We start from the raw sequence: 24,991 nt of genomic DNA on the forward strand, positions 1-24,991 counted from the left end.
GTGTCTCGAACAGGGACGCGGCCCGCAGAAGGCCGTGCGCCGCGTGCATCGTGCTACTCACCCTTGATGCCGACCTGCTTGACCACGGCGTCCCAGCGCGTCATTTCCTTGTCGATGAAGGCGGCAAACTCGGCCGGGGCGGTGCCCATCGCCTGGAGGCCCAGGCCGGCCAGTTTCTGGCTCACGGCCGGCTCCGCGAGGATCGCCTTCACTTCGCTCGACAGCCGCTCCACGATCGGCTGCGGCGTCGCCGCCGGCACCATGAAGCCGAACCAGCCATAGCCGACCACGTTGGGGAAGCCCTGCTCTCGCAAGGTGGGCGCAGACGGATAGACGGGCGAGCGTTGCTCCGAGGCGACGCCCAGCACGCGCAGCTTGCCGCTCTGAATGTGCGGCAGCGCCGAAGTGATGGCGGTGAGGGTGGCGTCGACCCGGCCGGCCAGCAGCTCGGTGTACGAGGTGGCGTCGCCACGGAAGTGCACATTCAGTCCCTTGACGCCCGCCTCCTTGAAGAACAGCTCGGCCGCCAGATGCGGGCCCGAGCCGCTCCCGGGCGATGCAAAGGTGAGGCCGCGTTCCTTGTTGGCTTTTCCATGGGCCACGAGATCGGCGGGTGTCTTGAAGGGTGAGTCGGCATTGACGATCAGGAACACCGGCGCCACCGCGGCCAGGCTCACTGCGCGCAGGTCCTTGCGGGGGTCATAGCTCAGCTTGCCATAGAGGCTCTCGACCACCGCATAGGGAGCTGCCACGTACAGCAGGGTGTAGCCGTCGGGCGCGGCACGCGCCACCAACTCATTGCCCACGCGGGTGCCGGCGCCGGGCTTGTTCTCGACCACGAAGGGCTGCCCCAGGCGCTTGCCCAGTTCCTCGGTGAGGATGCGTGCCGAGATGTCGTTGGACCCGCCTGCGCCATAGGGCGAGATCACGCGCACCGGCTTGTCGGGCCAGACGCGTCCCGGCTGCGCATGCGCGATGCCGCCTCCGGCCCACACGGCCGAGGCCAGGGCGCCTGCGTGAAAGAAAAAGCTGCGGCGTGTGCTGTCGTTCATGGCTCTGTCTCCTTGTGTGTCGTTACCTTCAGTCGGCCAGCCGCACGATAGGCGGATAGGCGTAGTGGAATGCCAGGTGCGCGGGGCGCGGCTGGTAGAGGCGCAGCGTGAGATAGAAGGGCTCGTCCGGCGCGGGAAGCCAGTTGGCCCGCTCGCGCGGCTCGGATGGCGCGGCATGCTGGATGGCGATGCGCAGGCCGCCGTCCGCGTCCCACTGCAGGCCGTGCGTGCGGTCGCCGATCGAGTAGCGGTCGATCGGGTTGTCCGCCAGCAGGCAATCGGATTTGCGGTACAGGGTGAGCGACCAGAAGGCATCCACCTGCGGTGCATTGCCCGGCGGGAAGGTGAGCGTGTAGCGGTGCGCCCCGTCGAGCGGCCGGCCTTGGTCGTCCACTTCGGCCACCGGGTACATCGCCTCCTCGATGCCCAGCGCGCCGATCATGTTGCGCGCCACCCGGGCGCGCAGTGCGAACTGCGTGCCCCAGTCGGTGCGGATGGCGATCGGCATGTTCCATCCGCCGCCGACGTCGGAGGGCTGCGCATCCTCGCGAAGGGCCTGGCAGACCTCGGCCAGCGCCCGCTGCAGGTGCGGTCTAGGCTGGCCCAGCGCCTGATGCCACAGCGAGTGCGTGTCATGGTCCGCCGGCGGCGCGGGGTTGCGCGCCCGGACGGCGTCGACCACGGTGCGGTACGTCTGCGCTTCGGGCGTGTCGGTCTTGCGTCCGTCCATCCCCGTGTCGGCCACGTGTGCGGCGGGTTGCAGGTCGGTGGCTCGCAGGATAGAGAACTGCTGCTGCAACCGGGCGACGCGTGCCAGGTCGGCCGCGTCGTCGTCCACCAGGATGCGGCCGATGATCCACACGTCATCGCCCGGTGCGGCCACCTCGACCATGCTCTCGGGCAGCGTGCCGGTCCATCGCGGCCCATGAACGAACAGGCGTTGCGCGCGATTCCCCGTCGTTCGGCGTCCCGCATAGGCGAAAGGGTTGGTCCACATGTCGAGGAAGCCCAGCGTCCAGTAGCGCTCGCCCATGTCGGGCACGTCGATCACCAGGGGCCCCTCGGTGAGATCCAGCCAGGCGTTGGTGTAGAGCGTGTCGTTGTTGGGCGTGACCACCTCGCGATCCTGTGGCGTGAGGAGGCGCTTCGAGTGCGTGAACGTGTTGAGCCAGCGCAGCGTCGATGCGGCGTCCGGACCGGCAAAGCCGTGCAGCGGATGCCGGCGAGGCGCGGTGGCGGCACGCATGCGCGCCATCTCGAAGAGCGGCAGGGTGCGCAGCACGGCCTCGTGCGTCACCGCCAGGGCCTCGCGCTTCATGCCACGCGCTCCAGCTTCGGCATGCGGTACGCGCCGCTCAGGAATGCGGGCTGCGGGTGATACACACGCAGGATCAGGTAGAAGGCGCCGCTCGGTGCAGGCAGCCAGTTCTCCTCGGGTCCCGGCGGGCGCCGGCGCGACACATACAGGGTCAGGCTGCCGTCGGGATGGCGTTCGAGCGGGCTGCGATTGCCCAGCGCGTGGCGGCCGATCGCGTTGGCCGCGAAGTAGCGGTCCGCGCCATAGAGCGAGATCGACCAGAACGCGCCTGCCGGGATCCGGCCGCCATCCTCGAAATGGAGGCGGTAAAGCCGGTCGCCGTCGAGCTCTTCGCCGTGGTCGTCGTAGTCGGTGGTCGCGTAGATCGCCTCGTCACCGGCCAGCGCGCCCAGGCCCTTCCAGGCCGTGGCTGCGCGCAGCAGCAGGTCGTCGCCATAGCGGCCCAGCCGCGTCGAGTAGCGCCACGGGGCCTTCGACGCAGGGCGCGATGCGCCGTCGATGATCTTCATCGCCGAGGCGTAGGCCGTGCGCAGCCCCTCGAGCGTCGCCGGACGCAGGTCGCCCAGTCCGCCGTCGGCATCGAGCTTCACGTGCGCCCCGCGCAGCAGGTCGAAGGCGCCTTGCTGCGACGCCGGGGGCGGGAAGTCGCGCAGCGCGCGCGCCAGGTTGGCGAAGAAGGCGAGTGCGGGATCGTCGCCGCTCGTTTGCCATTGCGCCACGCTCGCGGGCGCATCGGCGGCCGCCGGTGCGTCGATGGCGAAGCCGGCCTGGACGCCGCGTGCGGCCACGACATCGGCATCCGCGTCCACCAGCACCCGCCCCAGCACCCACACCAGCGCAGTCGGGCACTGGATCGGCGTGGTGCCCTGCGGCGCGGCGTGCGTGCCGTCCGGGCCCAGGAGTGCGAAGCGGCCGCCTTGCGCCGGCACGTTGCGCGTGCCGATGTTGTGGAAGTTGTTGGTGTAGGTGTCGAGCAGTTCCAAAACGAAGTAGCGCCCGGTCTGCGGCGGCACCGTGATCACCACCGGTCCGCGGCGCAGGTCGATCCAGGCGTTGCTGTAGAGCAGGTCGTTGGCCGGCGTCACGATGTCGCGGTCGCGGTCGGTCCAGCGCTCGGCACTGTGGCCGAAGTGGTTGAAGGGCGCGCGGCCGTAGGCTGCGGTGCCGGGCGTGGTCTGCACATGGCAGGTGCGCACGGATTCGAGCAGCGGATAGCCGGCCACCACCGCGGGCACCGCGCAGTGCGCGACCCAGGCCGCCTGGGGCGTGGTGAATGCGCTGTTCAGGAATGCATGGCTCATCGGTCTTGTCTCCGGAATGAATGAGTGGATGTCGGAACTACTCGGCTTTCAGGCCGCTCGCCTGTACCGCGCGGGCCCATGTGGCGATGTCCCGGTGCCATTGCTGCTCGAAGGCCTCACGCGAGATCGGATCGGCCTCCATGCCGAGGCTCTTCACCTTCTCGATCACCTCGGGGCGCCGCAGCGCACGGCCCGCGGCTTGCGCCAGTTGCTGCATGGTGTCGGCCGGCATGCGCGCCGGCGCGAACAGGGCGAACCAGCTTTCGGTGTCGAAGGCGAAACCGCCCTCGACCAGCGTCGGCACGTCCGGGCGGGCCGAGGAACGCCGGGCCCCGGTCACCGCGAGTGCCTTGATGCGGCCGGCGCGCAGCAGCGGCAGCGCGCCCGCCACATCGGCCATGGCCACCTGGATCTGCCCACCGACCAGGTCCTGCAACAGCGGCGCCACGCCCTTGTAAGGCACATGGACCGTCTGGATGCCGGTGGCGAGGCGCAGGCTTTCCATCGCCAGGTGCCCCCCCGAGCCATTGCCCCAGGAACCGTACAGGAGCGGCTCGCGCCTGCGCTGGACCAGGGCCACCATCTCGGGCGCGCTGTTCGCCGCGTAGGCGGGGTTCGCCACCAGCACATTGCCGCCGTGCGCCACGCGGGCGATCGCGCTGAAGTCGTCGGGACGGTATTTCAGGTCCTTGAACAGTGCCGGTGCGATGGCGTGCGTGGCGCTGATGCCCAGCACCAGCGTGTGGCCGTCCGGTGCGGCGCGCGCCACTTGGGCGGTGCCCAGGGTGCCGGTGGCGCCGGGCACGTTGTCGACGATGACCGTGGCGCCCAGCTCCTGCCCGAGCGCCTGGGCCAGCAGGCGTCCCATCACGTCGGTGCCGCCGCCGGCCGGAAAGGGGACGACCAGACGGATCGGCTTGTTGCCCAGTGCGGCGCGGGCCAGCGGCCATTGCATGGTCGCCAGCAGGGTGGCGCTGGCGTGCAGCAGCAGCGCGCGGCGGCGGAGGAATGTGCTCATGGTGATGTCCTTGTCCGGTTGGATGGGTTTCGCTTCAGCTCGGATCGACGAAGCTCACCACCGCATCGGCGGCCGCGATGCCATCGGCGGTGACCATCAGCGGGTTGATCTCGAGCGTGCCCAGGCGCGGTCCGAGCGCCGCGGCCAGCGCAGCGAAGCGCAAGACCCCATCGACCAGCACGTCGACATCGCCCTTGGGCCGGCCGCGCCAGCCGCCCAGCAGCTTCGACACGCCCAGCGCGTCGAGCTGCGTGCGCACCCGTGCGGCCGTGGTGGGCGCGGTCAGCACGGCGGTGCGCGGATGCAGTTCGACCTCCACGCCGCCCAGGCCCAGCACGATGACCGTGCCGAACACCGGGTCGTGTCGGGCGCCGAGCATCAGCTCGGCCAGCGGCGAGAGCTTGCGGGCGACCAGCAAACCCTGCTGCCGCGCCTGCGGCGCCCGTCGCGCGACCTCCGTGAGGATGCCGTCGTAGGCCTCGCGGATCTCCTGTTCGCTGCGCAGCCCGACGCGCACGCCGCCCACGTCGCTCTTGTGCAGCAGGTCGGCCGAGACGATCTTCATCACCGCCTGTCCGCCCAACGACTGCCAGGCCGCGACGGCGTCGTCCGGCGAATGGACCCGGTGGTGCGGCGCGGCGGGAACACCGATCCCGGCGAAGAAGCGCAGGGCATCGGCCTCGTTCAGGACGGCAGGGGCCACCTCGAGCGGCGCGGGACGAGGGGGCGGGGCCTCGATGCGGTGCTCGGCCCACTTCGCCTTCGCGGCCAGCACCTCCACCGCGTGCGTCGGCTCCTCGAACACCAGGCAGCCGCAGGCGAGCAAGGCCTGGCGCGTGGCCTCGTCGGCGATGCCGCACAGGGCCGTGGGTACCTGTGGCGCGGCGGCCACCGTCTCGCGCACCATCGCCACGATCGAGGGCGCCAGCACCGGCGAGGCGAGCGCGGCGGCCACGAACAGCACCAGCGCGTCGTAGGCGCCGCTGGTGGCCGCGCCGCGCGCCGCGAGGCCCAGCACCGGGAGGTCGGCCGTGACCTGGCCGGTGACGTCGATGGGGTTCTGCGTGGCGCAGAACGGGATGCGTTCACGCAGCGGCGCGGCCACGCTCTCGGGCAGCGCGGGCAGCTCCAGGCCGAGATCGGAAGCGCTGTCGGCCATCAGGGTGCCGACGCCGCCGGAGACCGTCACGATGCCGAGGCGTCGCCCGGCCGGCAAGCCGCCCGTGGCAAAGGCCTGGCCGAGCCGGAACATCTCTTCGACCGTGCGCGCGCGGATCGCGCCGGTGGCGTCGAACACGGCCTGGTACACCGCGTCCTCGCCCGAGAGGCTGGCGGTGTGCGACATCGCGGCGCGTGCGCCGGCCTCGGTGCGGCCCACCTTTGTCACGATCACCGGCTTGCCGGCGGCGCGCGCCTTGGCCAGCGCGCGCTGCAGCGCAGCGCCATCGCGCGCGCCTTCGATGTAGGCGAGGATCACGCGCGTGTCGGCGTCGTCGGCCAGCCAGTCGATCACGTCGGCCACCGACACGGCGGCCTCGTTGCCGGTGGTCACCCAATGGCTCAGGCCGAGCCCGCCCTTGCGGGCCAGCGAGAAGGCGTAGGCGCCGAAGGCGCCACTCTGGCTCACGATCGCGACGTCGCCCGGCTGCGGCACGCCGGCCAGCGGCGCCGGCGAGAAGGTGGCGAAGAGCTTGCGGCGGATGTTCATCACGCCCAGGCAGTTGGGCCCGAGCAGCGCGAGCCCGGAAGCCCGCGCGCGCTCGGCGATGCGCGTCTGGGTCGCGGCGCCTGCGTCGCCCATCTCGGCGAAGCCGGAACTCAGCACGATGGCCGCACGCGCTCGTTGCGCGATCAACTGCTCGATCGCGCCCTCCACGCCAATGGCGGGCAGCGCGACGATGGCCAGGTCGATCTGCGCCGGCAGCGCGTCGATCGAGGCGAAGGCGGTCAGGCCCTGCACCTCGCTCGCGGCCGGGTTGACCGGGTAGAGGGGTCCGTCGTAGCCGAGCCGTTGCAGCAGTTGGAGCGGCATGCCGCCGACCTTCTGCGGGTTCTGCGAAGCGCCGACGATGGCGACGCTGCGCGGGGAGAAAAGCGCATCGAGTTGCATGGGTAATCGGAGAGAGTCCAGAGGGATGAAGAAGGCAGATCAGGCAACCCCGGCATTGCGTTCGCATTGGCGCACCAGTTCCACCAGGCGGGGTCCGACACTCGAGATCAGCGTTTTCGCGTCCGTCTGGCTGCCCGGCATTGCGCAGTTGAAGAGCAAGGCGCGCGTGCCTTGTCGCAGGCGCGAGGTCACCGCCACGCCCAGCACGCCCATGCCAGCATCGCCGCGATTGATCGCAAAGCCGTGGCGGGTCTGCAGCAGCAGCGATTCCTCGATGCCCGCGGCGCACCGCGCCATTTCTTCGGGCCTCTGCGACTTGAGTTGGCGCAGCACGGCGCTGCGTTCCTTCTCACCCAGTGAGTGCAGCCAGGCCCGCCCCATGGCGCTGCTGGCCACGCTGCGCAGTGCGCCCACGTCCGGACGCGCAAGGGTGCCGCGCTGGTACGCGCAGGTTTCGACATACACCACGTCCAGGCCGACTGCCACGCCGATCGATGCCGCGCCGCGCACCTGGTTCGCCAAGGCCTGCATGAGCGGGCGCGCTTGAGAACGCAAGGGAATCGAGACGATGTAGGGATACCCGAGGGCGACCGCGGCCGGGCCGATGAAATAGCGGTCGATGCGCTCGTCGCGGTCCAGGTAGCCCATCTCGAGCAGCGTGCGGCACAGCCGGGAGACCGTCGGACGCGGAAGGCCGAGCAGCGTCGCCAGTTCGCTGTTGGCATAGGGACGTGGATCAAGCAGGAAGGTCTGCAGGATCATCAGGCCCTTGGCCAGGGTCCCCGCGAAATTGGGGTCGCCCTCGCGCAGCGCGGTGACGTCGGACTGGTGCCGGAGTTGGCGAATCATGCGCTGCACTCTAGGACGGCCCGCAGCATTCTCAAAACCCAGTTTCAATATTTGAAACTGGATGGTCTCGCGCAGGGTTCACCAGGACTGCGCCGGCGCAGGCGCTCCGCCACCATGGAACGACCTGAGGGAGAGCATCCGGAAGCAAACCATTGCCAGGTCCCCTCCCGTCACTTGGATGGGTGCTGCTGAACGGCACCAACAAGGATGCGACGCCCGGGAACAGCTTGACGACGTCGGGACTTGAGCGGCTCGCTCAGGGCGAGTTCTGCCGTCCGACGACGCGAGCCGTCACGGCCCCTCGGCCTTCAGCTTGCGCAGCAACTCCTCTGCGCGTTCGAGTTCGAGTCGCAGCTCACGGATCTCTTGCTCCAGCTTCTGGATGCGGACCGCGCGGGACTGCGCCGGGGCAAGGGTCTGGCAGCGGGCTTTGAGCGAGCTCAATGCTTCGGCAAGTTCTCGGCGCCGGAGCATCTGACCTTTGGAGCGCGCAAGATCGATGTCCCGCTCCAGCGCGGCCTCCTCGACTTCGCAATCGGAAGCACTCAACTGATTGTCCGGTTGCGCGAACGCAGCAAAGGCCGCTGCCAGTGAGACGATCATCAAGCCTGATTTCACGAACATGCAAGGCGCAGCTCTGGCGAAAAAGGCCTGGCGTTTGCCAGCCGATCCTGTTTCCAAGTCATCGTCACGAGCCCCTATGAAGTGCAGACCCAATTGTCGTTCATGGGTCTCACTGTCCGAACAGCTCCTGGACCGTCATGAGAGTGGACTTGACCAGCTCCTCCATGACGTCGACGACCCGGTCACTTCAGCTTTCCGATCTCGCGCACTTCATGCTGGATCGCCATGCGCTCCAGCTTCGCCATCGGCAGCGACAGCATGAACTCGATGCGGCGCTTGAGCGTCACGGCGGTGTCCATGAATGCACGCTTTTTTCCTTCCTCCGTGTCTTCGACCGCTGCAGGGTCAGGCACGCCCCAATGGGCGGTGATGGGCTGGCCAGGCCACACCGGGCAGACCTCCCCCGCAGCCTGGTCGCAGACGGTGATGACGAAATCCATGGGTGCGACGCCATCCTTGGCGAACTCGCCCCAGCTCTTGCTGCTGTAGCCGCGGTCATCGATGCGCAGGGTGCGCAGCGTTTCGATCGCAAGCGGATGCACGGCACCCCTCGGATGACTGCCGGCAGAGAACGCCTTGAATCGGTTGCTGCCGAGCTGGTTCAGCAGCCCCTCGGCAATGATGGAGCGCGCCGAGTTGCCTGTGCAAATGAAGAGCACGTTGTGAATGGTGTCGGTCATGGGTGGAAAGGTGCAGTGTGGATATGGAACCCGGCCGACGGCGTCACCGGGCGGTGGAAGCGCGCTTCATGAGTGATCTCCTTCAGCGCGAACAAACCTGGGTGCCATCGGCGGTGAGGCACGCCTCGCCTTGACAGCAGTTTTCTGTGAGGTAACCAAGCAAGCCGTTCATCTGATCGAAGGCCGCGCGGTAGATGAGGTTGCGCCCCTGCCGCTCCTGCGATACGAGGCCCGCATGCGTCAACTCCTTGAGATGGAACGACAGGCTGGTGGCGGGAACGCCTATCGCGTCCACAAGGGCACCGGGCGTCAGTCCCTCGGGGCCGGCGACCACCAGGCAGCGAAAAGCCTGCAGTCGCACGGGTTGGGCCAGCGCAGCCAGGGATCGGACCACCTCATTTTGTTCCATGATTCGACGATAGTCGAATTATCGAATAGGCGCAAGCGCGCCGAACTGTAAACAAGCAAGTACTTCGACCGCAGCTGCGGCCGGCGCACGGGAGAGCTCTTCTCGATGCCACCATTGTCGACCCAGGCAAACGGGCCCGTTGAGTCGTGCGGGTCGGTTGTGGCATCCTTCCGAAGACTCTTAAACCGGGGCTCCCATCAGGCTCGGAGGGCACTATGCCAGCCAACAGCGTTCGAGGTGATGCGCGTTTGAAGACGCAGCTGTGTTCTCTCCTGGGAATCGACCTCCCCATCATCCAGGCGCCCATGGCCGGCGGCTGGACCACCCCGGCGCTGGTCGCCGCCGTGTGCGAGGCTGGCGGCCTGGGCATGCTGCCTGCGGCAAGGGTGTCGGCAGCACAACTCGACGAACAGATCGAAGCGGTGCGGCGTCTGACCGCGCGACCCTTCGGCGTGAACTTCCTGCTGGCGCCACCAGATCCGGAGCCCGCCGGCGTGGCGGCGGTCCAGCGCATCCTCGATGTGGGCCGCTCGCGCCTGGGCCTGCCGCCGGGTGTGGATGCGCTGCATCTCCCGCCATCTCAGATGGCGGCGCAGTTCGACCTGGTCTGCGCGGCCCGAGTGCCGGTGGTGAGCTTTGCCATGGGTGACCCGGGGCCCTGGGTCGACCGGGTGCATGCCGCCGGCGCTCTGGCGATGGCGATGGCCACGACCGTGGATGATGCGCTGCGCCTCGAAGCCTCGGGCGTCGATGCCGTCGTGGCGCAAGGCAGCGAGGCCGGCGGCCATCGCTCGAGCCTCGATGCGCGCTCCGGGGCGGAGCCGCCGCTGGTCGGCACGCTGGCGCTCGTGCCGCAGATGGTCGATGCGCTGCGGGTGCCGGTCGTCGCGGCAGGCGGCATCATGGATGGGCGCGGCGTGCTGGCCGCCCTGGTGCTCGGCGCCCACGCAGCCCAGCTCGGCACGCGCTTCCTGCTCGCGACCGAGAGCGGCGTCTTCCCAGCCTATCGGGAACGGCTCCTGAAGGCTCGCGAAACAGACACGGTGATGACGCGCGCCTTGACCGGCCGCGCAGCTCGCGCCCTGCGCAACGATGTCGTCGCGACGCTCGAGGATGCGAGCGCCGCGAGCCTTGGCTGGCCCTACCAGGCCCTGGCGGCGGAGGACCTCTATCGCGCAGCGATCGCAAATGACGATGCAACATGGGCGCCACTGCTGGCCGGCCAGGGGCTGCGCATGGCACGCGAAAGCACCTCGGCCGCGCAGATCATGGCGTCGCTGGAAGGGGAACTCGAGCGCGCGCTGCTGCGTTTCCGAGGACCGGCATAGAGGACACGCCGCTGCGCACACCACCGCTTGGGCTCACTCCGCCTGGATGCCCGCCTGCTCGACTACCCTGCCCCACTTGACGAGGTCCGACTTGATCAGCGCAGCGTACGCCTGCGGCGTTCCGCCCTGAATCTCGATGCCGGCAGCCTCCAGCTTCGCCCGCACATCGGGCAGCTTCAGCGCCGCGTTGATCTCGGCATTCAGCTTCGCGACGATGGGTGCGGGCGTGCCGGCCGGTGCCAGGAACCCGCCATTGGTGTTTGCGTCGTAGCCCTTCAATCCTTGTTCGTCCGCGGTCGGCACGTCGGGCAGCGACCTTGTCCGCTTGCGCGTCGACACCGCGACGGCCCGCGCATGGCCGGCCTTCACCTGCGGCAATATGGCACTGATGGTGTCGATGAAGAGCACGGTACGTCCGGCCAGCAGATCCGGGTGCGCAGCGGATGAGCCCTTGTAGGGGACCAGCAGCAACTGCGCGCCGCTCGCCATGCGGAACATCTCGGCCGCCATTTCCTGCGCGCTGCCGCGGCCGGATGTCGCCACCTTGGCCTCGTCGGGATGGGCCTTCAGCCACGTCACGAACTCAGGCAGCGTCTTGACGGGAAGCTGCGGGTAGATGGCGAAGACGAGTGGCACCTCGTGGGTGTAGACGATGGGCTCGAAGCTCTTTTCGGGATCCCAGCCGAGGTTGCGGAACAGGAACTTGTTGATGTTGTGGCTGCCACCCACGATGCCGATCGTGTAGCCGTCAGGCGCCGACTTGGCGAGGACGTCGGTGCCGAGGTTGTTGGATGCGCCGGGCCGGTTGTCGACGATCACGGGTTGCCCCACCGACATCGCGAGCTTGTCGCCGACGACTCGAGCGATCATGTCGATGGCGCCGCCCGGCGGCGCGGGCACGATGATCTTGATGGCGCGGGTCGGATAGGCCGCCTGCGCCGATGCCAACGTCGGCAGCGCGGCCAGCGCCGCCCAGACGGCAAGGATCTTGATGAGGAACGTGAGTTGCATGGAGGTCTCCTTTTTCAGGGTAGGGGCTGTCGTCGTGAAGGACAGTCTTGTCGCGCTCACTCGACGGTGATCTTGCGGCTGCGGATGATCTGGGCGTAGCGGCCCTTGTCGTTCGCGATCAGCCGGGCCAATTCCTGCGGTGAGGTGGCGCGCGGCACGCCGCCCAGGCCCACGAAGCGCGCCTTGACCGATTCGTCGGAAAGCACGGTGCGCAAGTCGGCGGCGATCTTGTCGACGACGTCCTGCGGCGTGCCGGCCGGGGCCAGCAGTCCGATCCAGGAGATCGCGTTGAAGCCGGGAACCACGCCTTCCGCGAGCGTGGGGACGTCCGGAAACGCCGGCACTCGCTTGTCGCCGGTCACGGCCAGCGCCCGCAGCTTGCCCGCCTTGATGTGGCCGGAGGCCTCCAGCACCGTCATGAACGACAGCTGCACATGGCCCGCGAGCAAGTCGGCAATGGCCGGGCCCCCGCCGCGGTAGGGCACATGGAGGATGAAGGTACCCGTCTGTTCCTTGAACATTTCGGCCGCCAGATGCGGCGCTCCACCGGCGCCCGAACTGCTGTAGCTCATCTGGCCCGGCTTGGCCTTGGCCAGCGCGATGAAGTCGGCCGCCGTGTTCGCGGGGACCGACGGATTGACCATCATGGCCAGCGGCAGCTCGGCGACCAGGGAGACCGGCGCAAAGGCCTTGTCGGCGTCGTAGGGCAACCTGGGATACAGCAAGGGATTGATCGCCTGCGTACCAATGTTGCCCAGCAGCAGCGTGTAGCCGTCCGGCTTGGACTTGGCAACGAAGTCGGCGCCGATCTGCCCCGCGGCACCACCCTTGTTCTCGACCACCACGGGCTGGCTCCAGCGCCGGCTCAACTGCTCGGCAATGATGCGCGCGCCGGTGTCCGTCCCGCCGCCCGGCGGGAATGGAACCACCAAGGTCACGGTGCGCGAAGGGAATGTCTGCGCGACCCCCGGTGCGTGGATGGCGCAGAGGCCGAAAACCAGGGCGATCGGGATGGCGAGGCGTCGGATGAGCAAGGGTGTCTCCTTTTTGGGTTTGGTGGGATCGCTGCGCCGACTGCGGCCGCTCAAGTGGTCAGGCTCATGGCCGGACGCTCGCCGGCCAGGGCCTGGGCAACGCCGGCCAGCACCATCTCGGCCATCGCGGTGCGGGTCTCCCAGGTGGCGCTGGCGCGGTGGGCCTGCAGGGTCACGCGGTCGGACTGGCGCAGCGCCAGCGGCACGCGCGGTTCGTCGACGAACACGTCCAGGCCCGCACCGGCAATGCGGCCCGCGGCCAGCGCTCGCGTCAGGTCGGCTTCGTTGACGAGCCGGCCGCGGGCGACGTTGACCAGGAAGCCGTGCGGTCCCAGCGCGTCGAGCACGGCCGCGTCGACGATCCCTTCGGCCCGGTCCGCCGCTGCGCACAGCACCAGCGCGTCCGACTCGGACGCCAGGTCGACGAGGCGCGGAATGAAACGGTACGGGACATCTTCCATGGCACGCAGGTCGGTGTAGCGGATGGGGCAACCGAAGGCGGCCGTCCGGACGGCGACGGCGCGGCCCACCCTGCCCATCCCCACGATGCCGACACGCATGCCGCTGAAGCGGCGGGCGAGCGGAATGGCGCCCGGCTGCGGATCGAGCTCCCACTGGCCGTCCCGCACGAAACGGTCGACCGCACACAGGTTTCGGCAAACGGCGATCAGCAAGCCGATGGCCAGGTCGGCCACGTCTTCCGTCAGCGCTCCCACGGTCGCGGTGACCGGCAGGCCGCGATCCCGGCAGTACGCCAGATCCACGGCGTCGGTGCCGACGCCATTGACGGCGACCACCTTGAGGCCGGGCAGCTGCTCCAGCATCGAGCGCGAAATGCCGGTGTGCCCGCCGGTTATCACGGCATCGATCGACGGCCCATGCTCACGCACCCAGGCCTGCGGATCGGCCATTTCGAAGTGCTTGTGCACGGCGTAAAGCGACGCGAGCTTTTCGTTGATTGCCGGGATCAGGATCGGATTGAGTTGAAGGACTTGGGGTTTCATGTCGCTGTTGCCTGTGTGGAGCGCCGAGCTGTTCGCCGCGATCTGGACGTATGCTATTGATCAATTGACAATCAAGTCAATCTTGATATATAAAATCAATATAAAAACGCTTTGCAACGTGCGATGGCTTCCTGGATTTCAATGAACGAGGCGTGCAGCCTCCTCGGCGTGCAAGCCCAGACGCTCTACGCCTACGTGAGCCGCGGCAAGGTGGAAGTCATGCCTGACCCCGCCGATTCGCGGCGCAGCCTGTACCGCGCCGAGGACGTGGCTGGTTTGGCCAAGCGCAAACAAGCGGGCCGCAAGCACCAGACGCTGGCCACGAATACCTTGTTCGGGTCGGAGCCCAGCATCCCGACAGCCCTTTGCGCGTTCTTCCGCGGACGGCCGTACTACCGGGGCCGGGACGCCGTGAGCATGGCCCGCAGCGCCACATTGGAAGATGCGGCTCGACTCCTGTGGGGTGCCGAGGGCGCGATCGATTTCTCGTGCTTGAAACCCGTGCGCTCGGGCAAGCCTGGCCGAGCCGCGGCCTTTGCCGCGCTTGCCGGCCTGGCGGCGGTCGGACATTCCACGGGTGGCCGTTTGATACGGGTACTGCATGCCGAGGGCCAGAGTCTGGTGGGCCAGCTGGCCAACGCTTTCGGTGCCAGCACAGGCCACGAACCGCTGCATTTGCGCTTTGCGAAAGGATGGAAGCAACCTTCCGAGGTGGCTGATCTGCTGCGGATGGCCATGGTGCTGCTGGCCGATCACGAACTGACCAGCTCAGCCTTCGTTGCGCGCATTGCCGCTTCGACGGGTGCGTCGCTGCCGGCATGCCTGCTCGCCGGTTTGACCACCCTTTCGGGCCCTTTGCATGGCGATGCCTCGGGGCGCGTGCGAGCGCTGTTCAACGAGGTGGAGCGACTGGGTGAGGACGAGGTGCTGGCCCACTACCTGTCGAACGGCCTGTCGCTGGCAGGGTTCGGCCATCACCTCTATCCGGACGGAGATCCGCGGGCCGCCGCATTGCTGGCATTGTTCGAACCTCCCAAAGTGATCTCGCGCTTCATCGCACAGGTGAGGAAGCTGACCGGCCTGCAGCCCAACATCGACGTCGCCTTGGCGGCGATGGTTGCGCACCATCGACTTCCCGCAGATGCGGCATTCGGCCTCTTCTCGACGGCGCGCAGTGTCGGCTTGTTGGCGCACAGTCTCGAGCAATTGAGCGTAACGCAGGTCATCCGCCCGCGTGGGCGATATGTCGGGCCCATGCCCGAGTCGCTCGCCGCGTCGGCTGATCGGATCGGTTAGCCGTCCCATCCTTCAGGACGAAGGCCACGCTCGGCGCGCGTTGCTTCAGGCGGCGGATGGCCTGCGGCCCCAGCCATGCGTCTTCGCACTCCCGCGTCGTCCGCGGGTCCGTGCGTCAAGGCAGCCGGCCAAAACCTGGCACGCGCAAGGACCTGTCGTCCAGGTCGATGCCGAAGCCCAGCCCCAGCAGATTCACTTCCACGCCCTCGTCGCTTGCAACCGTCACGCCCGCCAAGCCCAGCAAGGACAGTTGCCAGCCGGTGCCGCTGGGTGCGCGGTCGATGAAGGTGGTCAAACCGAGGTAGTCCTTGCCGATGGCGGTGGGTGGCAGGTCGAGTCGCAGCTCGGGTACCTGTCGGGCCACCCAGGCCACGAACGTGTTGCTGTTGGGGCCCGGCCAGAGGCGGTAAGACGAGCGCCAAGGGTAGGCCGCCACTGCAGATTCGATCTGGTCGATCATGGCTTCTGCCCGGGCACCTCGATGCTCTGCCAGCACCTGCGGATTGGCGCCGAACCATTGAAGGTCCGGGTGGTCGACTTCGCTGGTGACCAGCGCATCGCCACCGCGCCGGGCTCGCCAGCCGACGATGTGGTAGGTGGTGTAGCGTTCCGCGCCTTCACGCTTGACCGCGATCCAGGGATGGATGCCGAAGGCGCCGCGCCATCGCACGATGCGAGCGCCGTAGACCTGCACGACCGCACCGCGTTCGGTCGCAGGGTCAGGCGCCTGTCGGGTGCTCTCACGACTCATCATGTACCAGGGCGTGTCCAAGTCCAGGTCGCCGAACGCCAGCACACCCACCGGGCCGAGCATCAAGAGTGCGAGCAGGCCCAGGAACATCAGCGGCCAACGCAACCAGCGCGTCGAGCGCTTCCGGACGGGAGGCGAACCCGAGGCACCGGTCATGTCGCGTCTACACGTAGCCCATCGATCATGGGTGGGGCGTGCAGTTGCCGCCGACTCACGATGGAGCCCGGAACCGCCCCGCTTACGACGCCATGGCGCCGATACCGAGGACCGCCAACACCACGAACACGATGGCGACGATCAGGAAGATGAAGAACAGGATCTTCGCGATCTTTGCCGCACCGGCGCTGATCCCGGTAAAGCCGAAGACACCTGCGACGACCGAAACGATGGCGAAGATGATGGCCCACTTCAGCATGACGTTTTCCTTGTTGGAGCCTTGTATTGTTGGCGATGGTCAGCATGCCCGAGTAGGGCTGAGGCTTATAGCAGCGTCAGCGAGTTGCGTACCGCATAACGGGTTCAATGCCCGATCCATGTTGCCTTATTCTCTTTCGTGTTGCTCTGCTCGAGAGGCCCAGACAGAACCATGAAGCAAGACAACCCATGCATTCCGATCGAGGAAGAGCATCCAGAAGAACGTCCTGACCTCCTGGACGCCGCCGAAGAGCCGCAGTCCACGCCGGCCGAACGCTTGGGCTTCGAGCCCTTCCAGTACACCGAGCGCAGTTGAAGATGCACAACTGCGGCATCTCTCCTTCCAAGAGCAGGTATTCGAATGGCATTCCTGGAGGATGCCCCCATTGTCGAAAGTTGCGTACCGCGCCCCTAGCGCTGCAGCGCCGTGCAGTAGGCAAAGAACTCCTCCAGTTCCGCGGACTTGTCGAAGATCGCGGATGCCCCGGCCGCCAGGGCCCGTTCGCGAGTGCTCGCAGTCGCGTAGTTCGTGAGGATCACAACGGGGAGCTGAGCGCGTGCCGCTCTAAAGTGCTTGGCCACACCCAGCCCCGAACCTTCTCTCAGCAGGAGGTCCACGACCGCGAGATGCAAGTCACCCGTGTGCGCCGCAAGCCAGGCAACGGCTTCGCTCTCCGTTTCCGCCCATGCGATGACCTCGACATCTGCGAGATCGCGCATCGCGGGGACCAGATTCGCCCGAATCGTCGCGCTGTCTTCAACCAGGAATGTTTGGGTTGCCATGCGCCGCCTCATTGCGCGCGATGATGGGGGCTCCCAACCTGCTGCCTTGTAGGCGGGCAGGCAGACATCCTCCGGCCCTCAGCCGTTCGTCGTTCCGCGCGCCTTCAATTCCTCTTCCAGCGTATCGTTCACTTCCTCGAGCTTTTCAGCGGCCGAGGAAAGATTTTCTTCGAGCTCTTCCGCGCGTTCGGCTGCCAGCTCGATGTCCTCGGGTGGAGTTCCGTGAGGAACCTTGTCGAGAACGGCCCGGACGATCGTCAATTCGTCAGCTGCCCGCTTTACCTCCTCGGTGGCATCCACGTTCTTCGCAAGCGCCTCTTCCAGGGGCGTCGCGTTGGTCGACTCCGCAGTGTTTGGCTGGGTCATGCCTTTTCCTCGCAAATTTTCTGCTCCGACAGATCGAGAACGTCCACAGGTGTCGAGAGCGAGCCCATGGACGTGTCCGGAGGTTCGAATATAGCGACTGCCGGCGGAGTGCCCGGGCGGACTCAGTGCTTGGGCGTGCGGCCTTCGAAGGAAACCAGCTTGCCCAGCGGCTGGTAGTTCTCGCCGTCGAAGCGCATCAGCTGCAGGCTCTCGATGGGATAGGGGTCGGCGCCCGCGCGCGTGCTGAGCGTGATGCCCGGCAGCAGCATGCCGAGTTCCACCTTGTCCATGTTGCGCGCGGCGTCCAGCAAGGCCTGGCGCGTCGGCTGGCGCATCAGCTCCAGCATGCGCACGAGCGCCTCCCCCGTCAGGTAGCCGGCCTGCCCCTGCGAGTCGGTCTTGTCGAAGCGCGGTTTGGCCGCCGCGTGGTCGGCCAGATAGCGCTTGACGCTTGCATCGTCGGCGAACGCGGGCGCCTCCACCGGCTTGACGAACTGGCTGGTGACCAGCCCCTTGGCATTGGCCAGCCCCGCAGGCTTGAGGGCCGCAACCGAGGACGCGATGTACGACAGGAGCGTCACCGGCTTCCAACCGCTTTCCGCCGCGAATTTCACGGCCTGTGCACCCTGGCGCGGCGGGGCGATGATGACCAGCGTGTCGGCGCCGGAGGCCTTGAGATTGCTCATCTGGGTGTCGATGGTGGGATCGACCGGCGTCACTGCCTGTTCGGCTGCGATCTGCAGGCGCGAGCCCTTCAGCGCGTTCGCGAAGGCGGCCTTGAAGGTCTGCCCGGTCTCGGTGTTGAGGAACAGCAGCGCCACCTTGGCGTCCGGCTTGCTCGATTTCAGGTACTCGGCGAAGACCGCGGCCTCGGTGGTGAACGAGGGCACCAGGCCGATCATCCAGTCGGGTCCTTCCGCCAGCTCCTGCACGCCCGAGTACATGAAGAGGTTGGGCACCTTCTTCTGCTCGACGTAGCGGCCGATCGCCTGGTTGTTCGGCGTGCCGGAGACGCCCGCCAGCGCGAACACCTCGGTCTGCTCCACCATTTTGCGTACGTTGGCCAGCGTGCGCTGCGGATCGATCGCGTCGTCCTGGATCACCAATTCGATGGTGCGCGTCTTGCCGTCGCCCATCTTCACGCCGCCGGCGGCGTTGACCGCTGCGACCTTGGTGCGTATGCCTTCCGACAACGCGCCGACGGCGGCGACCGGGCCGGTGAGCGGCGCCGAGATGCCGATGCGGACGGTCTTGTCGGTGATGCCGGGATCGCCCGCCTGCGCCGCGGCGGCGGCCAGGCTGAACAGGGCAGCTGCAATGCGCAGCACGCCACGGCGGTTCACGGGGAAAGGGGCGGTCATGGGGATGTCTCCTGGTTGTCGTGGGAAGCCGGCGCGACAGCGGCCGTCCCGGTGGAAAGAACCTTGCGGGCGAGAGAGAACACGGTGGGTGCGATGCGCCGTGCCAGACCGACCAGGCCGTCGCGGGCGAGCAGCATCATCGCGATCAGGCAGGCGCCATAGATCAGGCCGCCCAGCGCCGGGCTGAGTTCGGCGGTCCATTCCGGCACGAACACCACGAACAGTGCGCCGAGGAAGGCACCGCTCACGCTGCCGATGCCACCGACGATGGCACCGATCAGGATCTCGATGGAGCGCCCGGCCAGAAAGGACTGCGGACTCACGTAGCCATTGAGAATGGCGAACAACCCGCCGCCCAGCCCGGCAAAAGCGGAGCTGATGGCGAAGGCGGCCAGCCGCGCCCGCACCAGGTCCACCCCGAGCGAAGTGGCGACCAGCGGGTTGTCGCGCAGGGCCCGCAGGGCGCGGCCGCTGTCGTCGCGCGTCATGCGCAGCGCGAGCACGGCACACGCTGCGGCCGCAGCCACGCACAGTGCATACAGCCACAGGTCGGGCCTTACCGGCAGCCACGCCGGCGGCGCCGGCGGATCGAAGGTGATGCCGGTCACGCCGCGCGTGAGGCGGTCGAACTTCAGGATCACCTGCGGCGTGAGCACCGCGACGCCGAACGTGACGATGGCCAGCTGCAGCCCGCCCAGCCGCAACGCCGGCAGGCCGATCACGATGCCGGCCAGCGCGGCGACGGCGGCCGCCGCGGGCAGCGTGGCGAGCGCCGGCCACCCGCCCTGCGCGACCAGGATGGCGGTGGTGTAGGCGCCGCAGGCGAACAGCGCGCCCTGTGCCAGGCACACCTGGCCGGCGAAGCCGAGCAGCAGGTTGAGCCCGAGGATGGCGAGCGCAACGGCCAGCGCCGTGCTCACCTGCATCAGCAGGAAATTCGGCAGCATCAGGGGCAGCAGCGCGGCGACGAGCAATGCGAGCGCGAGCGGAACGGACCCGGCATGGCGCGTGATGGCGATGCGAGCGGATTGCGGCCGGTCGAAGCGCGCAGCGGCTGTCGATGGCAAGGCAAGCCTCGGACCGGCCTCCGCTCCGCACGCTGCGGGGTCATGAGCCTTCGGAGCGGCGGTGCGGCTCATACCCGCACCGCCGTCTGTTGGCCGAACAGCCCCTGCGGCCGCAGCAGCAGCACCGCCAGCGTGAGCGCCAGCGGGATCAACAGGCGCAGCTCCGAGCCGATGAAGGGCAGGAAGGTCGCGCCCACGCTCTCGGCGACACCGATCACGAGGCCGCCCACCACGGCGCCGATCGCGCTGGTCCAGCCGCCGAGCGTGGCCGCCGCCAGCGCATACACCAGCACCGGTGCCATCATGATCGGGCTCAGGAACAGGCGCGGCGCAACGAGCACGGCCGCGATGAAGCCGACCACGCTGGCCAGACCCCAGCCGAGCATCAGCATCGCATCCACCCGGATGCCGACGATCGTGCTCTTGTCGGCATCGGCCGCCGCAGCGCGCAGCCCGAGGCCCAGGCGGCTGAACCGGAACAGCGCGGCGAGCGATAGCGCCAGCGCGCACAGCACTCCCATCACACCCAGGTTGTTGGCGGTCAGGCGCACGCCGGCCACGGTCCAGCCACCGGCCGGGAACAAGGCAGGAAAGGTGCGCTGGTCGGAGCCCCACAGCCATAGGCACAGCGCCTGGAATGCCAGGAACAGGCCGAGCGTCACCACCACCACGGTTTCTGCCGAGGCGCGCGACACCGGACGCACCACCAGCTGGAACACCGCCGCGCCGAGCACGAAGGCCAGCACCGCCGAAACCGACAGAGCCAGCGCGACGGGCATGCCCCATTCGCACAGCTGCCAGGCCAGGAAGGCGCAGAAGGTCGCCATCTCGCTCTGTCCGAAGTTGACGATGCGCGTGGCACCGAAGATCAGCACCAGCGCGAGCGCGAGTGCCGCATAGATGGCGCCGGCGGCCAGGCCGTCGACGATCTGTTGCACGAGCAATTGCATGATCAGGCTCCCAGGTAGGACTGCTGGATGGCGGGCGAGGCCAGCAGCTGCGGGCTTTCGCCCTGCAGCGTGATCTCGCCGGTTTCCATCACGTAGGCACGCTGCGCCAGGCGCAGCGTGAGGTCGGCGTTCTGCTCCACGATGAGGAGCGTGCTGCCGTGCTCGCGGTTGATGCGCTCGAACACGCGGAACATCTCCTGCGTGACGGCAGGCGCGAGCCCGAGCGAGGGCTCGTCGCACATCAGCAGGCGCGGCCTGGACATCAGGGCGCGGGCGATCGCCAGCATCTGCTGCTCGCCGCCGCTCAGCCAGGCGGCGCGCTGCTGCCGCCGCTCGCGCAACCGCGGGAACACCTCGAACCAGCGCGCCATGTCGGCGGCGATCTGGCGGCGTGATGCCACGGTGTAGGCACCCAGCGCCAGGTTGTCCTCGACGGTGAAGTCGCCGAAGGTGCCTCGCCCCTGGGGCACGTGCGCCAGGCCGAGCGCGACGCGGCGCGCCGGGTGAATCGCGCCGATGTCGACGCCGTCGAACAGCACCTGCCCGCGCGCGGGCAGCAGCCCCGACAGCGCGCGCAGGGTCGTGGTCTTGCCGGCACCGTTGGCACCCAGCAGCGCGACGATCTCGCCGGCATGTACTTCGAGGCTGATGCCGCGCAGCACCTGGGTGGCGCCGTAGCCCGCGTGCAGGTCGCGAACCTGGAGCAGGCTCATTGGATGGCCCTCCGCACTGCGGGGCTATGAGCCTTGGGAGCGGCCCTGCGGCTCATGCCGCTCTCCCCAGGTACGCCGCCACCACTTCCGGATTGGCGCGCACGCTCGCCGGGTCTCCTTGGGCCAGGTTGCGCCCGACGTTCATGACGACGAGGCGCCGGCACAGGTTCATCACCAGACCCATGTGGTGCTCCACCAGCAGCACGGTGAGACGGTGGCTCGCGCAGATGCGCCGCACCAGGTCGCCGAACTGCGCCACCTCGCCGTGCGTCAGGCCGCCGGCGGGTTCGTCCAGCAGCAGCAGGCGCGGTTCGGAGGCGAGCGCCCGCGCGATCTCCACCCGCTTCTGGGTGGGATACGGCAGAACGCCGGCCAGCTCCGAAGCTTTCGCCTGCAGGTCCAGCTCTGCCAGGATGGCGTGGCAGCGCTCGGCCAGTTCCCGTTCCGCGCGTGCCGTGCGGCGCGGCTGGCACAGGCTGGCGAACAGGCCCTGGCGGGCGTGGTGGTGTGCGCCCAGCATCACGTTCTCCAGCACAGTCATGCCGGGGTACAGGCCGACGTTCTGAAAGGTGCGCGCGATGCCGGCCGCGATCACCTGGCGCGGATGCAGCGCATCGATGGCGCGCCCCTCGAAGCGGATGCTGCCGCCCGCGATGGCGTACAGGCGCGTGATGCAGTTGAACAGCGTCGTCTTTCCGGCGCCGTTCGGGCCGATCAGCCCGCAGATCTCACCCGGCTGCAGCGCCAGGCTCACGTCGGCGAGCGCCTGCACGCCGCCGAATCGCACGCTGACCTGCCGCACCTCGAGCAGTGGCGGGGGTGGGGCCGCCGCCGCTTCCAAGGGAGCTTCCATGTCTTGTCTCCTTTGTGTTCCCGGACACCATTGCGGACCGGTTGTTCGCTCTCGTCCTGATGGCTGACAGGATGTTCAGCAGCAGGCCGGGGCCGGTTGGCCCTTCGCCAGGGCCAAGGCAAATTCGCGCCGAGCGCGTTCGCCGTGAATGTGCGCATAGTCAGGCGCGGGTGAGGCATCGCCCGCTTCGAGATGAAGCTCGACGAACGTCGGGCCGCGCGCGTTCAACAGCGCTTCGGCCCTGGCCGCGAAAGCAGGCAGCGCGGAGAACGATTCGACATGCCGGTATCCGGCACTGCGCGCGATGCCGGCGAAGTCGAGAATGCCCTGTGCCGGGATGGGGTGCCCGCCGTTGGCCTCGTAGTTTCCGTTGCGCGATACGAAGTGGATGAGGTTCTCCGGCGCGGCCGCCGCGACGGTGACCAGCGTTCCGAGGTTCATCAGCAAGCTGCCATCGCCATCGAGCACCACGATCCGCCGCTGCGGCATGGCCAATGCCAAGCCGAGCGCATGGGACGAGGCCAGCCCCATCGCACCCACGGCCACGTAGTTCAGCGGGTGGGGGCGGATGGCGAGCCACTCGAAGGCGGACGAGTAGGTGGACACCACGATGTCGTGGGGCAAAAGGCCGGCGAGCAGCCGGAAGCACGCGTCACGTTTCATGGCTTAGGCACTGGGATAGCGGGTGATGAGTACGGTGAGGGGTTCGCTCTGTTCGAAGGCTCGCGTGAGGGCCGGCCCGATGGCGGTGGCTTCGTCGTCGTTCCTCGCCAGTCGATAGGGCATGCCCAGCGCTTCGATCAGCGGAATCATTCGATTGACGCCGTAGTTGGAGGACTGCTGCGGATCCTCGGGGGCATCCGCGAACAGCAGGCCCACCAACATGCAGATCGACTGGCGGTACTCCATCGCGATGGCGCGTATCGCGTTCATGGACGCCATGAATCCCGTGTACTGGATCAAGATGGCCGCGCGCTTGCCTCCGGCCAGCAGCCCGGCGCAGATGCCGATGGCCTCCTCCTCGCGGCATACCCGAACCAGCTCGAGCTGCGTGTCCTTGGCCAGCGGGCGTAGTACGCCCTCGGAGGTGGTCAGGTCGGGAACGGAAATGACGTACTCGATCCCTGCGGCCTTGAGGGCGTTCAGGATCGATGCGCCGCGAAGCTGATTTGCGTCGTTCATTGGTACTCCACCCACACGCTCTTGGTCTGCAGGAACTCGCGGACTGCCTCCCGTCCGTTCTCGCGGCCGAAACCGGATTTCTTGAAGCCGCCCAGCGGGGTCATGCTGCTCACCCCGCGGTAGCTGTTGATCCAGACCGTACCTGCCTCGAGCTCCTTGTGCAGCCGCAGCGCGCGGTCCAGATCGCGGGTCCACAATCCGGCCGCCAGTCCGAAGGGGGAGTCATTGGCGATCTCGACCGCTTCGGCCTCGGTCTCGAAGCGCATCACGGCGAGCACGGGCCCGAAGACCTCCTCGCGCCACACTCGCATCGACCGGCTGACGCCGGTGAAGATCGTGGGTGGCACAAACAGGCCTGCGCATGAGCTCGAAGGGAGCTCGCCCTGGAACGCTTGGGTTGCTCCCTGCGCGTGCGCATCGATCAGGTGCGTCTGGATCGTTTCGAACTGGGCGCGGGTCGTGATCGGTCCCATCGTCGTCTCGGCGGCAAGCGGGTCGCCCACGACGATGGCGCGCGCCCTGTCGATGAGCCGCCGGACGAACTCGTCGTCGATGCCGGCCTGCAGCAGGAGCCGCGATCCGGCGACACAGGACTGACCGCTGGAAGAAAAAATGCCGGCGGCCACTGTAGCCACCGCCCGGTCCAGGTCCGCATCGTCGAAGACGATGACCGGCGACTTCCCGCCAAGCTCCATCACCGTGGGCTTGAGGTGCCTCGCAGCGAGGCTCGAGACGGCACGCCCGCCGGTCTCGCCGCCGGTGAAGGTGACTTTCGCGACCCACTCGTGCGCGACCAGCGCCTCGCCGACCTCGTGCCCGTAGCCGGTCACCACATTCACCACGCCTGCCGGAAACCCGGCCTCGGTCACCAGCTTGGCAAAGTGCAGCGTGGAGATGGACGCATGCTCGGAAGGCTTGACGATGGTCGTGCAGCCGCCGGCAAGGGCAGGCGCAAGCTTCCACGAGGCGATGACAAGCGGGGAATTCCAGGGGGTGATGGCGAGGACCACTCCCACCGGCTCATGGCGCGTGAAGTTGAACACCCCATGGCGGTCGACCGGGATGACTTCGGCTTCGAGCTTGTCGGCCAATCCCGCGAAGTAGCGCCAATGCTGAGGAAGGTAGGCGTACTGCTTGCGCAGCTCGGAGATGGGCTTGCCATTGTCGCGCGCGTCCAGCTGCGCGAGCAACTCCGTGTCCCGCTCCAGGAGATCCGCCAAGCGGAGCATCAGGGCGCCGCGTTGGGTGGGCGTCAGCTTCGCCCATGCGCCGCGCAGCGCCTCATGCGCGGCCGCCGCCGCCACTTCGGCATCCTCCGCGCCACCGCGCGGAATCATCGCCCAGGGCTCTTGCGTTGCCGGATTCAGCGAGGCCAGCCACTCGCCGCCGCACGGGTTGTGCGCCTTGCCTCCGATCTGCATCGGGTATCGCGCCACTTCGGTTTGTTCAGGATTCATTCCAACATTCGGACTTAGGGGTGGCGAGTACTTTCCGTCAGCCGGCAGTCTTCTACCAAG

General features: G+C 67.9%; 27 protein-coding genes. 3 read left to right on the top strand and 24 right to left on the bottom strand.

The annotated features are described in order from the left end of the window. Window positions 1–53: 53 nt before the first annotated feature. The 9 genes from AC3A6Y_RS21425 to AC3A6Y_RS21465 all read right to left on the bottom strand — a co-directional run bounded on the left by AC3A6Y_RS21425 (window position 54) and on the right by AC3A6Y_RS21465 (window position 9,361). Entirely contained in the window at window positions 54–1,052 is a 999-nt protein-coding gene (locus AC3A6Y_RS21425) for a Bug family tripartite tricarboxylate transporter substrate binding protein (protein ID WP_487870235.1), read from the bottom strand. Window positions 1,053–1,080: 28 nt separating this feature from the next. Then, complete coding sequence (locus tag AC3A6Y_RS21430; RefSeq protein ID WP_487870236.1) at window positions 1,081–2,370, bottom strand: DUF1254 domain-containing protein; 1,290 nt, start codon at window positions 2,368–2,370, stop codon at window positions 1,081–1,083. Continuing rightward, on the bottom strand, window positions 2,367–3,671 hold the full coding sequence (locus tag AC3A6Y_RS21435; protein WP_487870237.1) for a DUF1254 domain-containing protein: 1,305 nt from the start codon (window positions 3,669–3,671) through the stop codon (window positions 2,367–2,369). Before AC3A6Y_RS21435 ends, AC3A6Y_RS21430 begins: the two co-directional genes overlap by 4 nt. A 37-nt stretch (window positions 3,672–3,708) precedes the next feature. Beyond that, a complete protein-coding gene (locus AC3A6Y_RS21440) occupies window positions 3,709–4,689 on the bottom strand; it encodes a Bug family tripartite tricarboxylate transporter substrate binding protein (RefSeq protein WP_487870238.1) in 981 nt (326 codons plus the stop codon). 34 nt (window positions 4,690–4,723) lie between these two features. Next, window positions 4,724–6,799, bottom strand: a complete 2,076-nt coding sequence (locus tag AC3A6Y_RS21445; RefSeq protein ID WP_487870239.1) for an acetate--CoA ligase family protein — start codon at window positions 6,797–6,799, stop codon at window positions 4,724–4,726. Window positions 6,800–6,838: 39 nt separating this feature from the next. Further along, the gene (locus AC3A6Y_RS21450) at window positions 6,839–7,648 is read right to left on the bottom strand and encodes an IclR family transcriptional regulator (RefSeq protein ID WP_487870240.1); all 810 of its coding nucleotides are present in this window, start codon (window positions 7,646–7,648) and stop codon (window positions 6,839–6,841) included. 291 nt (window positions 7,649–7,939) lie between these two features. Next, on the bottom strand, window positions 7,940–8,272 hold the full coding sequence (locus tag AC3A6Y_RS21455) for a DUF1090 family protein (protein WP_487870241.1): 333 nt from the start codon (window positions 8,270–8,272) through the stop codon (window positions 7,940–7,942). Between the two features lie 182 nt (window positions 8,273–8,454). Then, window positions 8,455–8,952, bottom strand: a complete 498-nt coding sequence (locus AC3A6Y_RS21460; protein WP_487870242.1) for an arsenate reductase ArsC — start codon at window positions 8,950–8,952, stop codon at window positions 8,455–8,457. Window positions 8,953–9,034: 82 nt separating this feature from the next. Next, entirely contained in the window at window positions 9,035–9,361 is a 327-nt protein-coding gene (locus tag AC3A6Y_RS21465) for an ArsR/SmtB family transcription factor (protein WP_487870243.1), read from the bottom strand. Window positions 9,362–9,609: 248 nt separating this feature from the next. Here AC3A6Y_RS21465 and AC3A6Y_RS21470 point away from each other — a divergent pair, with 248 nt between their 5' ends. Continuing rightward, window positions 9,610–10,689 carry an NAD(P)H-dependent flavin oxidoreductase gene (locus AC3A6Y_RS21470; RefSeq protein WP_487870244.1) on the top strand — a complete coding sequence of 360 codons (1,080 nt, stop codon included), beginning with the start codon at window positions 9,610–9,612 and terminating at the stop codon, window positions 10,687–10,689. Window positions 10,690–10,722: 33 nt separating this feature from the next. Here the strand turns inward: AC3A6Y_RS21470 and AC3A6Y_RS21475 are convergent, their stop codons facing one another. Genes AC3A6Y_RS21475 through AC3A6Y_RS21485 form a run of 3 tightly spaced genes read right to left on the bottom strand, consistent with a single transcriptional unit; the run spans window position 10,723 to window position 13,738 of the window. After that, a complete protein-coding gene (locus AC3A6Y_RS21475) occupies window positions 10,723–11,700 on the bottom strand; it encodes a Bug family tripartite tricarboxylate transporter substrate binding protein (protein ID WP_487870245.1) in 978 nt (325 codons plus the stop codon). 56 nt (window positions 11,701–11,756) lie between these two features. Next, a complete protein-coding gene (locus tag AC3A6Y_RS21480; RefSeq protein ID WP_487870246.1) occupies window positions 11,757–12,734 on the bottom strand; it encodes a Bug family tripartite tricarboxylate transporter substrate binding protein in 978 nt (325 codons plus the stop codon). 50 nt (window positions 12,735–12,784) lie between these two features. Further along, window positions 12,785–13,738 (bottom strand): 2-hydroxyacid dehydrogenase, encoded by a 954-nt coding sequence (locus AC3A6Y_RS21485; RefSeq protein WP_487870247.1) that lies wholly within the window; start codon window positions 13,736–13,738, stop codon window positions 12,785–12,787. Window positions 13,739–13,861: 123 nt separating this feature from the next. Here AC3A6Y_RS21485 and AC3A6Y_RS21490 point away from each other — a divergent pair, with 123 nt between their 5' ends. Then, window positions 13,862–15,034, top strand: coding sequence for a citrate/2-methylcitrate synthase (locus AC3A6Y_RS21490; RefSeq protein ID WP_487870513.1), 1,173 nt, complete (start codon window positions 13,862–13,864; stop codon window positions 15,032–15,034). Between the two features lie 115 nt (window positions 15,035–15,149). On the opposite strand, the gene AC3A6Y_RS21495 is transcribed toward AC3A6Y_RS21490, so the two are convergent. Next, the gene (locus tag AC3A6Y_RS21495; RefSeq protein ID WP_487870248.1) at window positions 15,150–15,941 is read right to left on the bottom strand and encodes a DUF3750 domain-containing protein; all 792 of its coding nucleotides are present in this window, start codon (window positions 15,939–15,941) and stop codon (window positions 15,150–15,152) included. An 82-nt stretch (window positions 15,942–16,023) separates the two neighbouring features. Next, complete coding sequence (locus tag AC3A6Y_RS21500; RefSeq protein WP_487870249.1) at window positions 16,024–16,200, bottom strand: DUF1328 domain-containing protein; 177 nt, start codon at window positions 16,198–16,200, stop codon at window positions 16,024–16,026. A gap of 171 nt (window positions 16,201–16,371) precedes the next feature. Between AC3A6Y_RS21500 and AC3A6Y_RS21505 the strand changes: the two genes are divergently transcribed. Further along, the gene (locus tag AC3A6Y_RS21505) at window positions 16,372–16,515 is read left to right on the top strand and encodes a hypothetical protein (RefSeq protein WP_487870250.1); all 144 of its coding nucleotides are present in this window, start codon (window positions 16,372–16,374) and stop codon (window positions 16,513–16,515) included. A gap of 95 nt (window positions 16,516–16,610) precedes the next feature. On the opposite strand, the gene AC3A6Y_RS21510 is transcribed toward AC3A6Y_RS21505, so the two are convergent. From AC3A6Y_RS21510 to AC3A6Y_RS21555, 10 genes are all read right to left on the bottom strand, one after another. Continuing rightward, complete coding sequence (locus tag AC3A6Y_RS21510; protein WP_487870251.1) at window positions 16,611–16,982, bottom strand: response regulator; 372 nt, start codon at window positions 16,980–16,982, stop codon at window positions 16,611–16,613. A 78-nt stretch (window positions 16,983–17,060) separates the two neighbouring features. Beyond that, entirely contained in the window at window positions 17,061–17,348 is a 288-nt protein-coding gene (locus AC3A6Y_RS21515) for a hypothetical protein (protein ID WP_487870252.1), read from the bottom strand. 122 nt (window positions 17,349–17,470) lie between these two features. After that, window positions 17,471–18,709 carry an ABC transporter substrate-binding protein gene (locus tag AC3A6Y_RS21520; protein ID WP_487870253.1) on the bottom strand — a complete coding sequence of 413 codons (1,239 nt, stop codon included), beginning with the start codon at window positions 18,707–18,709 and terminating at the stop codon, window positions 17,471–17,473. After that, window positions 18,706–19,776: a branched-chain amino acid ABC transporter permease gene (locus AC3A6Y_RS21525; protein WP_487870254.1), complete on the bottom strand. Its 1,071-nt coding sequence runs from the start codon at window positions 19,774–19,776 to the stop codon at window positions 18,706–18,708. Before AC3A6Y_RS21525 ends, AC3A6Y_RS21520 begins: the two co-directional genes overlap by 4 nt. Window positions 19,777–19,844: 68 nt before the next feature. After that, window positions 19,845–20,726, bottom strand: coding sequence for a branched-chain amino acid ABC transporter permease (locus AC3A6Y_RS21530; protein WP_487870255.1), 882 nt, complete (start codon window positions 20,724–20,726; stop codon window positions 19,845–19,847). 2 nt (window positions 20,727–20,728) lie between these two features. Next, window positions 20,729–21,439, bottom strand: a complete 711-nt coding sequence (locus tag AC3A6Y_RS21535) for an ABC transporter ATP-binding protein (protein WP_487870256.1) — start codon at window positions 21,437–21,439, stop codon at window positions 20,729–20,731. A 52-nt stretch (window positions 21,440–21,491) separates the two neighbouring features. Further along, entirely contained in the window at window positions 21,492–22,292 is an 801-nt protein-coding gene (locus AC3A6Y_RS21540) for an ABC transporter ATP-binding protein (RefSeq protein WP_487870257.1), read from the bottom strand. 75 nt (window positions 22,293–22,367) lie between these two features. Further along, entirely contained in the window at window positions 22,368–22,955 is a 588-nt protein-coding gene (locus tag AC3A6Y_RS21545; RefSeq protein WP_487870258.1) for a thiamine pyrophosphate-dependent enzyme, read from the bottom strand. Window positions 22,956–22,958: 3 nt separating this feature from the next. After that, window positions 22,959–23,474 carry a thiamine pyrophosphate-binding protein gene (locus AC3A6Y_RS21550; RefSeq protein ID WP_487870259.1) on the bottom strand — a complete coding sequence of 172 codons (516 nt, stop codon included), beginning with the start codon at window positions 23,472–23,474 and terminating at the stop codon, window positions 22,959–22,961. Next, complete coding sequence (locus AC3A6Y_RS21555; protein ID WP_487870514.1) at window positions 23,471–24,931, bottom strand: aldehyde dehydrogenase; 1,461 nt, start codon at window positions 24,929–24,931, stop codon at window positions 23,471–23,473. Before AC3A6Y_RS21555 ends, AC3A6Y_RS21550 begins: the two co-directional genes overlap by 4 nt. Between the last annotated feature and the right edge of the window lie 60 nt (window positions 24,932–24,991).

It is taken from the genome of Variovorax sp. Soil_C_17, assembly GCF_057657265.1.